Annotated in this window: 9 protein-coding genes; 4 read left to right on the forward strand and 5 right to left on the reverse strand. The window is 68.8% G+C overall.

The window, feature by feature from the left end; all coding sequences use genetic code 11:
- Positions 1–663: a TetR/AcrR family transcriptional regulator gene (locus ACY466_RS09280; protein WP_463251886.1), complete on the reverse strand. Its 663-nt coding sequence runs from the start codon at positions 661–663 to the stop codon at positions 1–3.
- Between the two features lie 172 nt (positions 664–835).
- On the opposite strand from ACY466_RS09280, the gene ACY466_RS09285 reads away from it, so the two are divergent.
- Complete coding sequence (locus ACY466_RS09285; protein WP_463251887.1) at positions 836–2,314, forward strand: MDR family MFS transporter; 1,479 nt, start codon at positions 836–838, stop codon at positions 2,312–2,314.
- On the opposite strand, the gene ACY466_RS09290 is transcribed toward ACY466_RS09285, so the two are convergent.
- A complete protein-coding gene (locus ACY466_RS09290; protein WP_463251889.1) occupies positions 2,311–2,775 on the reverse strand; it encodes a gamma-glutamylcyclotransferase in 465 nt (154 codons plus the stop codon). The two genes, ACY466_RS09285 and ACY466_RS09290, sit on opposite strands and share 4 nt — an antisense overlap.
- 154 nt (positions 2,776–2,929) lie before the next feature.
- On the opposite strand from ACY466_RS09290, the gene ACY466_RS09295 reads away from it, so the two are divergent.
- Together ACY466_RS09295 and ACY466_RS09300 are read left to right on the forward strand one after the other, a co-directional pair.
- Positions 2,930–4,333, forward strand: coding sequence for an NAD(P)H-quinone dehydrogenase (locus tag ACY466_RS09295; RefSeq protein WP_463251891.1), 1,404 nt, complete (start codon positions 2,930–2,932; stop codon positions 4,331–4,333).
- 81 nt (positions 4,334–4,414) lie between these two features.
- Positions 4,415–6,157, forward strand: coding sequence for a glycerol-3-phosphate dehydrogenase/oxidase (locus ACY466_RS09300; protein ID WP_463251893.1), 1,743 nt, complete (start codon positions 4,415–4,417; stop codon positions 6,155–6,157).
- Positions 6,158–6,181: 24 nt separating this feature from the next.
- Here the strand turns inward: ACY466_RS09300 and ACY466_RS09305 are convergent, their stop codons facing one another.
- From ACY466_RS09305 to ACY466_RS09315, 3 genes are read right to left on the reverse strand one after another with little or no spacing between them, the layout of a single operon-like run.
- Positions 6,182–6,961: a DNA-formamidopyrimidine glycosylase family protein gene (locus ACY466_RS09305; RefSeq protein WP_463251895.1), complete on the reverse strand. Its 780-nt coding sequence runs from the start codon at positions 6,959–6,961 to the stop codon at positions 6,182–6,184.
- A 6-nt stretch (positions 6,962–6,967) separates the two neighbouring features.
- Positions 6,968–11,503, reverse strand: coding sequence for an ATP-dependent helicase (locus ACY466_RS09310; protein ID WP_463251897.1), 4,536 nt, complete (start codon positions 11,501–11,503; stop codon positions 6,968–6,970).
- Positions 11,504–11,546: 43 nt separating this feature from the next.
- On the reverse strand, positions 11,547–12,143 hold the full coding sequence (locus tag ACY466_RS09315) for a ribulose 1,5-bisphosphate carboxylase large subunit (RefSeq protein WP_463251899.1): 597 nt from the start codon (positions 12,141–12,143) through the stop codon (positions 11,547–11,549).
- Between the two features lie 127 nt (positions 12,144–12,270).
- On the opposite strand from ACY466_RS09315, the gene ACY466_RS09320 reads away from it, so the two are divergent.
- Positions 12,271–13,437 carry an NAD(P)H-binding protein gene (locus tag ACY466_RS09320; RefSeq protein ID WP_463251901.1) on the forward strand — a complete coding sequence of 389 codons (1,167 nt, stop codon included), beginning with the start codon at positions 12,271–12,273 and terminating at the stop codon, positions 13,435–13,437.
- Positions 13,438–13,447 lie beyond the last annotated feature (10 nt).

Genomic DNA, 13,447 nt, shown 5'->3' on the forward strand with positions numbered 1-13,447 from the left:
TCAGCGCCGGACGGCGCGCCGCAGGTCCGCACATACCGTGCGGTGAATCTCGGTCAGGTCGGCGTCGGTGTCCCCGCGCTCGCGTGACTCCGCCCAGGTCTCGAAGGCGACGCGCACGGCGGTCGTGGCGCTCTCGGCCATCAGCCGCGCGACGTAACGGGGCTCGCGGTCACCGAGGGCGTCGGCGATCGCGTCGGTGACCCGCGCGACGGCGACCGCGTCCAGAGCGAACGCCGCCGACCGCAGGTGTGCGTCGCCGAGGATCAGTCGGCGCGTGCGCAGGACGCGGTCGAGGGTGGCGTCGTCGGCCCGAGCGAGCCGCGACAGGGAGGCCCCGTAGACCGCGGCCAGTTCTCCGAAGCCGATCCGATCGGCCGGGGTGCGCTCCAACCACTGCGCCAGGGTTCGCTCGACCTCGAGGTCGGGCACCAGAACCGACTCCTCCTTGGTGGGGAAGTGACGGAAGAACGTGCTCTGCGAGATCCCGGCCTCGCGGGCGATGTCGCCGACGGTGGTCGCGGCGACGCCGTGCCGCTCGAAGAGGTCGAGCGCCACCGCCGAGATGTCCTGACAGGTGTCGCGTCGTCGGCGCTCGCGCAGATCGAGAACGCGGGCGTCGCCGCGGTCGGTCGGCGGCGCTGGATCGGTCGAACGGTCGGTCACGACGCACTCCTCGGGTGGGTTGTGACGCTCAACTTACCATTGGGAATCAAGTTGACAGTCACTGTCACGACGGAACAGACTGTCGTGTCCGGTCGCGCACTGCGCAGTCGCCGGAATCGTCGAGATCGGGAGCCACGATGGTGTCCCGGTCGGCAGAAAGGATCGTTTCGACATGCAGGTACCCGACGCCGAGGTCTCCTCGACAGCGACGCCCGGCGGCACTCTGCCCCGAAGCAGCAAGTTGCTGATCTCCGTGCTGGTCGTGGCGGCCTTCGTCATGATCCTCAACGAGACGATCATGAGCGTCGCGCTGCCCACCCTGATGGTGGACCTCGCGATCGACGCGAGCACGGCCCAGTGGCTCACCACCGGTTTCCTGCTGACGATGGCCATCGTCATCCCCACCACCGGCTACCTGTTCCAGCGCTTCACGCTGCGCCAGGTGTTCTTCACGTCCATGACCCTGTTCAGCGTGGGCACGCTGCTCGCCGCGTCGGCACCCGGTTTCGGTCTTCTGCTCACCGGCCGCGTGGTCCAGGCCGGCGGAACCGCCATCATGCTGCCGCTGCTGATCACCACCGTGCTTCGGCTGGTGCCGGCCGACCGGCGCGGGCGCATGATGGGCGTGATCTCGATCGTCATCGCCGTCGCGCCGGCCGTCGGGCCGACCATCTCGGGCATCATCCTCAACGTGCTCGAGTGGCGCTGGATGTTCTGGCTGGTGCTCCCGGTGGCGCTCGTCGCCTTCGGCATCGGGTCGGCGCTGGTGGAGAACATCACGGCCTCGGCCACGGTCGCCCCGTTCGACGCATTCTCGGTCGTGTTGTCCGCGTTCGCCTTCGGCGGCATCGTCTACGGGCTCGGCAGCCTCGGGCACTCCGCGGAGGGAGGCGGCGTTCCGGTCTGGATCCCGCTCTCGATCGGCGTCGTCGCCCTGGTGTTCTTCGTTCTCCGGCAGGTGTCGCGGCAGGATTCGGGACGGGCGCTGCTGGACCTGCGTCCGCTGAAGACGCCGACGTTCAGCATCGGCCTCGGCATGCTCTCGATCAGCATGATGGCGCTGTTCGGCGCCCTCATCCTTCTCCCGATGTACCTGCAGAACGTCCGCGGCCTCACCACGCTGACCACGGGTCTCATGCTGCTGCCGGGAGGTCTGCTGATGGGCCTGCTGGCTCCGATCGTCGGGCGGGTCTTCGACCGCATCGGACCGCGGCCTCTCGTCATCCCCGGCTCGTTCGTCGTCAGCATCGCGCTGTGGTCGATGACCACGCTGACCGCCGACACGGCGATCCCGATGGTGGTCGGAATCCACATGCTCCTCACGTCGGGACTGGCCCTGCTGATGACCCCCCTGATGACGTCGTCGCTGGGTTCGGTGCCCCCGCACCTGTACTCCCACGGCAGTGCGATCTTCAATACGGTCCAACAGTTGGCCGGAGCTGCGGGCACGGCGCTGTTCGTGACCGTGATGTCCACCGCCGCGGCGTCGCGCGCGGCCGACGGTATCGACGCCGTCACCGCTCAGCAGGGCGGAATTCACACGGCGTTCCTGTGCGGTGGCGTGGTGTCGCTGCTCGCCGTCGTGGCGTCGTTCTTCATCCGCACGCCGCAGTCCGCCGAGGCGGCCACGGAGAAGGTCGCGGCGACCTAGGCCGAGGTGCCGGGCCCGACGTTGCGGCTGTTGCGGGTCCGGAGATCACGGACGTAGTCGGCCGGAGCGCCCGCGATCTCCGCCGCCTCGGCCATGACGCCGAGGTAGCGGGCCGACGGCAGACCGCCCTCGTACGCATCGAGGACGTAGAGCCAGGCGAGGACGGGACCGTCCTCGGTGTCGATGCGGAGTCGGAGCTTGCGGTGGATGCCGAGCTCGGAGCCCTCCCAGCGATCGAGTCGGTCCTCGTCCTCGGCCGGCACGTCGTAGAGAACGACGAACACCGTGGAGTCCGGGTCCTCGACCACGGTGGCCAGCGCGCCTTCCCACCCGATGTCACCGCCACCGAACGTCAGTCGCCATCCCGGCAACCATCCGGTTCCGGCCACCGGCGAGTGGGGGCACCGCTCGAGCATCTGCTCGGGGTGCATGTTGGAACCGTAAGCGGCGTAGATCGGCACGGCGGTCAGCCTAAACCGTCCGCGGTCCGATCGAGGACCGAGGTGCGCCTGGAGTGCGCCGTACCGGGGCCCGTGCAATAGGTTGGAGGTATCGCGCGAGCAATCCTCGCGCACTGCCCGCCATCACTCCACGAACACCTGCTTTGGAGGACGAATGACCCGCATCGTGATCATCGGAGGCGGACCGGCCGGATACGAAGCCGCTCTCGTCGCCGCCCAACACGGCGGAACGGTGACGCTCATCGACTCCGACGGTGTGGGAGGTGCGTGCGTCCTGTGGGACTGCGTGCCCTCGAAGACCTTCATCGCGTCGACCGGGATCCGTACGGACATGCGCCGAGCCTCGGACCTCGGTATCGAGCTGGACCCGGCCTCGGCCGTCGTGGATCTGCCGCAGATCCACAACCGCGTGAAGTCGTTGGCGCAGGCGCAGTCCTCGGACATCCGGGACCGACTGCAGACCGTCGGAGTGACGGTGCTGTCCGGCACGGCGAAGGTCATCGACACCCAGCTCGGGCTCGCCGCCCACCAGGTGGAGGCAACCCTGTCGACGGGGAACACCGAGGTCATCGACGCCGAGGTGGTCCTCATCGCCACCGGTGCCAGCCCGCGCGTGATCCCCGGCGCCGAGCCCGACGGTGAACGCATCCTGAACTGGCGTCAGCTCTACGACCTCGACGCGCTTCCCACGCACCTCGTGGTGGTGGGCTCGGGTGTCACCGGCGCCGAGTTCGTCTCCGCCTACACCGAGATGGGCGTGAAGGTCACCGTGGTCTCCAGCCGTGATCGCGTTCTCCCCGGTGAGGACGCCGACGCCGCGCTGGTCCTCGAGGACGTCTTCGCCGAGCGCGGCGTGACGCTGGTCAAGAACGCGCGCGCCGACGCCGTCGAGCGCACCGCCACCGGTGTCGTGGTCAAGATGTCCGACGGCAACACGGTCGAGGGGTCGCACGCGCTCATGACGGTGGGATCGGTGCCGAACACCGACAACCTGGGCCTCGATCGCGTCGGGATCGAACTGGACCGGGGCGGCTACCTCCGCGTCGATCGGGTGTCCCGAACCACGGTGCCCGGCATCTACGCGGCCGGCGACTGCACGGGTCTGCTGCCCCTCGCGTCGGTGGCCGCCATGCAGGGCCGCATCGCGATGTACCACGCGCTGGGACAGGCCGTCACGCCCATCAAGCTCAAGACGGTCGCGTCCGCGGTGTTCACCCGCCCCGAGCTCGCCACGGTGGGGGTGGGGCAGGCCGCCATCGACAACGGGGACGTGCCCGCTCGTACCGTGATGCTGCCGCTGAACACGAATCCGCGCGCCAAGATGTCCGGGTTGCGCCGTGGGTTCGTGAAGATCTTCTGCCGACCCGCCACCGGAGTCGTCATCGGCGGTGTCGTGGTCGCGCCGACCGCCTCCGAGCTGATCCTGCCGATCGCGCTCGCCGTGCAGAACAATCTCTCGGTCAACGATCTCGCCCAGACCTTCTCGGTGTACCCGTCGCTCACCGGCTCGATCACCGAGGCCGCTCGCCAGCTCATGCGCAACGACGACCTCGACTGACGACCTCCGGCCCGAGGGGCGCCGTGACGTAATCTGGGGCGGTCCTCGACCGCCGACGTGACCATCGTGGGGAGCCGAATCGTGCCCGACCAGCCAGAGTTCGACCGCCACCCGTCCGGCACCCTCGGTCCCGCCCAGCGAGAGCAGGCCTGGCAGCGGCTGGGGAACGAGCAGTTCGACGTGGTCGTGGTCGGCGGCGGTGTGGTCGGCGCCGGTGCTGCTCTGGATGCGGCGACTCGCGGTCTGAAGGTGGCACTGGTCGAGGCCAGGGACTACGCGTCGGGGACGTCCAGCCGGTCGTCCAAGATGTTCCACGGCGGCTTGCGGTACCTCGAGCAGCTCGAGTTCGGACTGGTCAAGGAGGCGCTGCGCGAACGCGAACTGTCCCTGTCGACCCTCGCGCCACACCTCGTCAAACCCCTCGAGTTCCTGTTCCCCCTGACACACCGATTCTGGGAGCGGCCCTACATCGCGGCCGGAATCTTCCTGTACGACTCGATGGGTGGGGCGAAGTCTGTTCCGGGGCAGAAGCATCTGACCCGGTCGGCCGCGCTGCGCACGTCGCCGGGGTTGAAGCGCCGGTCGCTGATCGGCGGCATCAGGTACTACGACACGGTCGTCGACGACGCGCGGCACACCATGATGGTCGCCCGCACCGCGGCCCAGTACGGTGCCGTGATCCGCACGTCCTCCCAGGTCGTCGGGTTCCTTCGCGAGGCGGACCGCGTCTCCGGTGTGCGAGTGCGCGATTCGGAGAACGGTGCCACCACCGAGGTTCGTGGCCACGTGGTGATCAATGCGACCGGGGTGTGGACGGACGAGATCCAGGCGCTCTCCCGGCAGAAGGGTCGCTTCCGCGTTCGCGCGTCGAAGGGCGTGCACATCGTCGTGCCCCGTGACCGCATCGTGAGCGAGGCCGCCATCATCCTGCGCACCGAGAAGTCGGTCCTGTTCGTGATTCCGTGGGGCTCGCACTGGATCATCGGCACCACGGACACCGAGTGGAACCTCGACCTGGCGCACCCCGCGGCGACCAAGGCGGACATCGACTACATCCTGGCCCGCGTGAACGAGGTCCTCGTGACACCGTTGACCCACGCCGACATCGACGGCGTGTACGCCGGGTTGCGTCCCCTGCTGGCCGGCGAGAGCGACGAGACCTCGAAGCTCTCGCGTGAACATGCGGTGGCCCGTGTCGCTCCCGGTCTCGTGGCCATCGCCGGCGGTAAGTACACGACCTATCGCGTAATGGGCAAGGACGCCGTCGACATCGCGGCCGACGACATCCCGGCCCGCGTCTCTCCGTCAGTGACGGAGAAGGTGCCGCTGGTGGGGGCCGACGGCTACTTCGCCCTGGTGAACAAGGCGACTCGGTACGGCGCCGCGCACGGTTTGCATCCGCACCGCGTGACGCACCTGCTCGACCGGTACGGATCGCTCGTCGACGAGGTCCTGGCGTTGACTGACGACACACCCGAGTTGTTGCAGCCGCTGACCGACGCACCGAGTTATCTGCAGGTGGAGGTGGTCTACGCCGCGGTGGCCGAGGGCGCTCTACACCTCGAGGACATCCTCGCCCGGCGAACCCGCATCTCCATCGAGTACGCCCACCGGGGTCTGGACTGTGCGGAACAGGTCGCGAAGCTCGTGGCGCCCGTTCTCGGGTGGGACGCCGCGACGGTCGACAACGAGGTGGAGAACTACCGCGCCCGGGTGGAGGCGGAGATCGAGTCCCAGACCCAGCCGGACGACGCCGCGGCCGATGCGCTGCGGATCGCCGCTCCCGAGGCGCGACGCGAGATCCTCGAACCGGTCACGCCCTAGCGCCGGAACGGTCGCCTGCGTCGGTCACACCGGCGGTTGGCACCGCGGGCACCAATAGATCTGACGCTCCTCCAGCGGATTGTCCCCGAGGAGGCCGAACTGGACGGTGGTCGTGCAGCGGCGACACTCCTTTCCCTCGCGGCCGTAGACCCAGAAGTGTCGTCCGGCGCGGAGATCACCGGTGAACGTGCGGCCGTTGCGGTTCTTGTTCGCCTCGATCGTGCGGTGGGAGAGGTCGACCATCTTGGCGATGTTGCCGGCGTCGGCAACCCGAGTGCGCGGATCGACTCCTCGCAGGAACAGGATCTCGTTGCGATAGACGTTGCCGAGGCCGGCGAGATTGCGCTGATCGAGAAGAGCCAGTCCGATGGGACGATCGGGGTCGGACTGCAGGTTCTGCACGGCCCGAGCCGCGTCCCAGTCCGGACCGAGCAGATCGGGTCCGAGGTAGCCCACCGCTTCCTCGACGGAGTCCAGAATCTCGACGACGCCCAGCTCGAAGCCCACCGCGGTGCGCTGATCGTTGCGCAGCACGATCCGCGCCTGGTGGGTCGGTCGGCGCCAGCGCGTGTCCGGGAGGTACACGTGCCACGCGCCCTCCATCTTGAGGTGCGAGTGAATCACCTTGTCCGCTACTTCGATCACCAGGTGTTTGCCGAACGAATGCACGCCGTCCACTCGGTGCCCGGTGAAGTCGACGGTGGCGTACCGCGGGACCCGGACGTCGCAGGCAGTGAGCACCCGCCGGTCCAGGGCCTCGCGCAACGAGTTCGCCGTCCGCCAGACGGTATCTCCTTCGGGCATCGGTGCTCAGACCCGGATTCGCAGGCCGCGCGGGGTCGCGGAGAACCCCGCTTCGCCGAGGATGGAGGCGAAGACGCTGCCGTGGATGTCGATACCGTCCGTCCGTTCGATGAGAAGTTTGTCGACCGACCTGGACGTGACGAGCGCGCCGAGAGCTTTCGCGGCCGAGGTCAAAACGTCACGGTCTTCGGTGAAGGTGAGGACGGACTTGCCGCCGCGCTCGACGTAGAGAATCAGCTCGCCGTCGACGAGTACCACGATCGCTCCGGCCTTGCGACCCGGTCGATGTGCCGAGGCACTCTCCGGGGCGGCCTTCGGCCAGGGCAGAGCGCCGCCGTAGGGATTGGCCGGATCCGTCGCCGCGAGCGCGACCGCGGACGTGGGTCGTTCCGCCTCGGACCGCAGTCGATCGACGACGTCGGACGTGGAGAACTGGGCGCCGCCGAGCGAATCGACGAAGTAGCCGCGTCGAGCGCGCCCGCTGTCCTCGAACCCGGTCAACACCTTGTAGACGCCGCCGAAACCGCCGGGAACGCCCTCGTTCATCACCGAGCCGCGCGTCACCACGCCGTACCGTTCCAGGAGGATCTCGGCGGTGGCGTGGGCCCGGATGGTGGGATCGGGTTCGGCTTCCGGCAACAGAGCCCACCGGCCGCCGGCGGACGGAGGACCGGTCCGGGTGGGCAGCGAGGGGCGGGCGAGTCGCTGATAGGAACGCGCTCGCGGAGCGCGGCGTGCGGGCCGGTGACTGGGCGCGGATCGGGTGGTGCCGTGCAACAGCGAACGCAACGGGGCGAACGTGTCGTTGGTCAGGTGTCCGGTCCACACCAGGTCCCACAGCGCGGCGACGAGCGCGGTGTCGTCCGTGGATCCGACGGTGTCGGAGAGCTGCCGGAAGAAGTACGCGCCGCCTCCGGACAGGGCGTCGAGGACGGTGCGTTGTTGATCGCTGAGTTCGTCGTCCTTCGGCGGGTTCATCGTCAACGGCGCCGCGTCGGCAGGGTGCAGGCACACCCATCCGTCCTTCGACGAGATGGCGCCGTGCCCGGACCACAGGATCTCCCCGGTCGCCGTCAGCTCGTCGAGCATCGCGGGGGAGTAGTCCCGGACTCGTTGCGGCAGGATCAACGACTCCCACGCCGACGCCGGAATCGGCACGCCGGCAAGCTGATCGACCACCGTCGCGACCCCGTCGATTCCGCGCAACGTGCCTCCGACGTGTTGCCACCGCGGCAGGAATCGGCCCAGTACCGTCGTCGGTACCGGCTCGACCTCCTGGCGCGCCGCCGCGAGCGAGCGGCGACGCAACCGCCGCAGCACCTCGCTGTCGCACCACTCGCTGCCGGTGCCGCCGGGTCGGAACTCGCCCTCGACGACCCGCTTCTGCGCGGCCAACCGAAGGAGCACGTCGCGTGCGACGGCCGATCCGATTCCAAAACGGCCGGCGACGTCCGCGATGGAGAACGGTCCGTGCGTGCGGGCGTAACGGCTGACGAGGTCGCCCATCGGATCCTCGACCGGTTCGATGAAGGCGGCCGGTGTGCCGATGGGCAGCGGCACACCGAGACCGTCGCGCAGGCGAGAGGCGTCCTCGATGGCCACCCACCACTGCGAACCCGCGAACGAGACCTCGAGGGCACGTCGGGATTCGGTGAGGGTGCGAGCCCAGTTCGCCGCCTCGGCAGCAGGGTCGCACCGCAGTTCGAGTTCTGCGGTGGTGAGCGGTCCGAGCAGTCGCAGCAGATCTGCGACGCCCTCGAGATCGGTGGCCCGGCGATCCTCGACCAGGCGTTGCAGTTCCTTCTCGGTATCCGCCACGACGTCGGCATCGAGCAGGTCGCGCAGTTCCACCCGGCCGAGCAACTCGGCGAGAAGCGATGCGTCGAGCGACAGCGCCGCCGCGCGCCGTTCCGCGAGCGGGGAATCGCCCTCGTACATGAACTGGCCGACGTAGGAGAACAGAAGCGACGTGGCGAACGGCGACGGCGAATCCGTCTCGACGTCGACGATGCGAATCTGTCGACGGGCGATGCGCGTGCAGAGTGCCTCGAGTGCGGGGAGGTCGTAGACGTCCTGAAGACACTCGCGCACCGTCTCGAGCAGGATCGGGAACGACGGGTACTTCTTGGCCACGTCGAGCAACTGCGCGGCGCGCTGACGCTGCTGCCACAGCGGTGCGCGCTTGCCGGGGTTGCGCCGCGGCAGGAGCAGAGCGCGCGCGGCGCACTCGCGGAACCGGGACGCGAAGAGCGCCGAGCCGCCGACCTGCTCGGTCACCACATCGGCGATCTCGTCCTTCTCGAAGACGAACAGATCGGCGCCCGGGGGCTCGTCCTCGGTGTCGGGCAGTCGGACGATGATGCCGTCGTCCGAGGCCGTCGGTTGGGAATCGATGCCGAAACGTTCCACGAGCCGGGCGCCGATGGCCAGCGCCCACGGCGCGTGGACCTGCTGGCCGTAGGGGGAGTGCAGGACCAGTCGCCAGTCGCCGAGTTCGTCTCGGAAGCGCTCGACGACCAACGTGCGGTCCGTGGGAAGGTGGCCGGTGGCGGTGCGTTGCTCGAGGAGCAGCGCCGACAGGTTGTTCACCGCGTTCTCGTCCAGGCCCGAGGCGCCGAGTCGGGTGCGCAGGGCGTCGTCGTCGGTGGACTCGCGCAGGAAGGCGCCGAGGGCTTCCCCGAGCTCGGCCGGACGTCCGAGACCGTCTCCGTGCCAGAACGGCAGCCGACCGGGCTGGCCGTACGCGGGGCTGACCAGAACGCGGTCGTGGGTGATCTCCTCGATCCGCCAGCTGGTGGCGCCGAGTGCGAACACGTCACCCACCCGTGATTCGTAGACCATCTCCTCGTCGAGTTCGCCGACGCGGCTCGCCTTCTCACCCACCATGAACACCGCGAAGAGTCCGCGGTCCGGGATGGCGCCACCGGAGGTGACCGCGAGACGTTGGGCTCCGGGCCGGCCGGTGAGAGAACCTCCGTCGCGGTCCCACACCAAGCGCGGGCGCAGTTCGGCGAACTCGTCCGAGGGGTACTTCCCCGACAACAGGTCGAGGGTCGACTCGAAGGCGGACCGTGGGAGGTTCGCGAAGTTGCCGGTGCGACGCACGGTGTCGAACCACTCGTCCGCATCGATGGGCTCGAGGGCGCACGCGGCCACGGTGTGCTGGGCCAGGATGTCCAGCGGGTTGGCGGGAACGGCGAGGGCTTCGATGTGACCGTCGGTCATGCGTTGGACGGTGACGGCGCAGTGGATGAGGTCGGTGCGGTGCTTGGGGAACAACACGCCGCGGGAGATCTCACCGACCTGGTGCCCGGCCCGACCGACGCGCTGCAGCCCGCTCGCCACCGACGGCGGTGCTTCGACCTGGACCACGAGATCGACTGCGCCCATGTCGATTCCGAGTTCGAGACTGCTGGTGGCCACCACGCATCGCAGACGTCCGGACTTCAGGTCGTCCTCGATGAGCGCCCGCTGATCCTTGCTGACGCTGCCGTGGTGCGCGCGGGCCAGGATCGGATCGGCGCCGTGGACCACGTCGCCGGACGAGCCGATCTGGGACGGGGGCGCATGGTCGGCCTCGACCCCGTTGCCGAGGCGTTCGGCGTAGATCTCGTTCAGGCGCGCGGTGAGCCGCTCGGACAGACGACGCGAATTCGCGAACACGATGGACGAGCGGTGCTCGAGCACCAGGTCCACGATCTGCGCCTCGACGTGCGGCCAGATGGACCCCTGCTGCGGGGCCGCCGACGCCGAACCCTCGGCGGGTTCGGTGGTGCCCAGTTCCGTCATGTCCTCGACCGGAACGCGCACGGACAGATCGAAGGTCTTGGCGGACGGCGGCGAGACGATGGTGATGGGCGCCGAGCCCGTGAGGAACCGCCCCACCTCCTCGTGCGGGCGCACGGTCGCGGACAGGCCGATACGTTGTGCGGGCTTCTCCAGCGCCGCGTCGAGCCGTTCGAGCGACAGGGCGAGGTGAGCGCCGCGCTTGGTGCCGGCCACGGCGTGGACCTCGTCGACGATCACGGTGTCGACGAGGCGCAGCGACTCCCGTGCGGCCGAGGTGAGCATCAGAAAAAGCGACTCGGGTGTGGTGATGAGGATGTCCGGCGGCGTCTTGATCATCGCGCGCCGGTCCGCCGGGGTGGTGTCACCCGAGCGCACACCGACCGAGATGTCCGGGGGCACGATGTTCTGCAGCTTGGCCGTCTGCGTGATGCCGACCAGCGGGGCCCGGAGGTTCCGTTCGACGTCCACCGCGAGGGCCTTCAGCGGCGACACGTACAGAACCCGGGTGCCGCGATCGGCGTCGTCGGTGCGGGAGACCAATCGATCGAGAGCCCACAGGAAGGCCGACAGCGTCTTGCCGGAACCGGTGGGCGCGACGACCAGGGTGTGCGAGCCACTGGAGATGGAATCCCAGGCGCCGAGTTGGGCGGGGGTGGGAGCGGGGAACGCGCCGTCGAACCACGTGCGCGTGGGCGCCGAGAACTTGCCCAGCACGCTCTCGGCGTCCGGGGCGGTGTCGGTTCGGCGGCTCACTCACTCATAGTGCCCCGCCCCACCGACATCGACACGCGCGGTCTCACTCGCCGGACAGTCGTTCCTCGCCCCGATTGCGGAAGAACTTGAACCCGGGGATGCCGATGACCGCTTTGCGCACGTCCTTCGTGACCTCGAGCAATTGGTGGATCTCGGGCGCCACGGTGTCCATCGTGGCCAGGATCGGCATGATCGTCTCCATCCGGTCCATCAGTTCCGGCAGGTGGTCGATCATCTGGATCGCCGCCTGGACCTCCTCGTCGGAGAAGTTGTCCACGAACACCTTGGCCATGGGCATGGCCTTCGCCGTGATCGGCTCGAACTCGGTGATCAACGCGAGCGCCTTGTCGGACGTCGTTCCCGCACCGTCGACCACCTCGGCCGCGTCCCGATTCGTCTTCTCCACGTTCTCGATCGCCGCCGCCGCCTCCGCGGTGATCTTCTCGACGGACGTCAGCAGTTCGTCCACGCGCGCCATGAGTCCGTCGATCCGGTGCGGGAGCTGAGCGACGAACGCGACGGTGTCGAGAGACCAGATCACGGTTCCACGCGCCGCGTCGAGCAGGCCCGCCACGGTGGGGATCGACACGCTGACCGTGCGCGGCGTCTGAACGCGGTGAGGTTCTACGTCGCTGGACATCGACCAACTATGACCCATCGGGCGGTACGGGGGTGGGATTCCGGGCAGTGCGGTCTCGCGCGGGTCGAACGGTGATGCCGATCACCTCGACACCGAAAGCCGACTCGGCGGCCCGTAGCCTGAGCGCATGACTGCCTTCGTGACCGGCGCCAGCGGATACATCGGTTCGCGACTCGTCGCCGCGTTGACGGCGGACGGTCAGGACGTGGTGGTGGGTTCTCGCACTCCGCTCGGGCTGCGGGCGTTCGACTGGTACGACGAGGTGCAGGCGGTCGAGCTCGACGTCACGGATGCGGCCTCGTGCGTGGCCGCGCTCGACGCCCGGTCGATCGACGTCGCCTACTACCTCGTGCACGCCATCGGTGAATCCGGCTATCGGGACACCGATCTGCAGTCCGCTCGCAATTTCGCCGACGCTGCGAAGGCGGCCGGGGTGCGTCGCATCGTCTACCTCGGAGGTTTCGTACCCGAGGGCGAGAAGCTCTCCGAGCACCTCGCCAGCCGCAAGGAGGTCGGGGAAGCTCTCGACGTCGACGGCGTGGAGCTGGTGTGGCTGCGGGCCGCCATCGTCATCGGCGCCGGCTCGACCTCGTTCGAGATGATGCGGTACCTCGCGGACCGGCTGCCGGTGTTGCCGCTGCCGTCCTGGCTGGCGAAGCCCGTCCAGCCCATCGCGGTCGGCGACGTCGTCCACTACCTACGGGCCTGCGCCCGGGAGGCGGTGCCGGCGGGTGCGTACGACGTCGCGGGTCCGGAGGTGTTGCCGTACCGAGATCTGGTCTTCGCCTACGTCAAGGCCGCGAATCTCCATCGAATCGGGATCCCGACTCCCGGGGTTCCCACCGCCTTGGCCGCACTGGTCATCGGACGACTGATACCCGTGCCGGGGGCGCTCGCCGACGACCTCGTGCAGTCCCTGGTGAACTCCATGACCGCGGGAGAGGACCGCATCAAGCAGTTCGTTCCCGATCCCGACGGTGGTCTCACCGGTGTCGAGGACGCGATGCGGCGCAGCCTGCTCGGGTCGGCGTCCATGCCGCGCAGTCTCGGCTCGACGCCGGACTCGATGCGGCTGGTGAAGTCCGACGCGGCGTGGACGGGCGGCGACGTGGCGAGCATCCGGCGCCGGGGCGCCGAGCTGATGACCGAGGACGGCTGGCGTCTGCTCGAGGCGTTGGGGGCCCGTACGCTGCTGTACTCGTGGCCGGTGGCTCCGGTGGTGCGCACCAATCTCGACGCGGTCGCGCACGTGTCCGGGTGGCTGCGATCGGCTCTTCGGCGCAGCGACGCCTGATCCGGACAGG

This window comes from Rhodococcus sp. K11/5, from assembly GCF_055193735.1.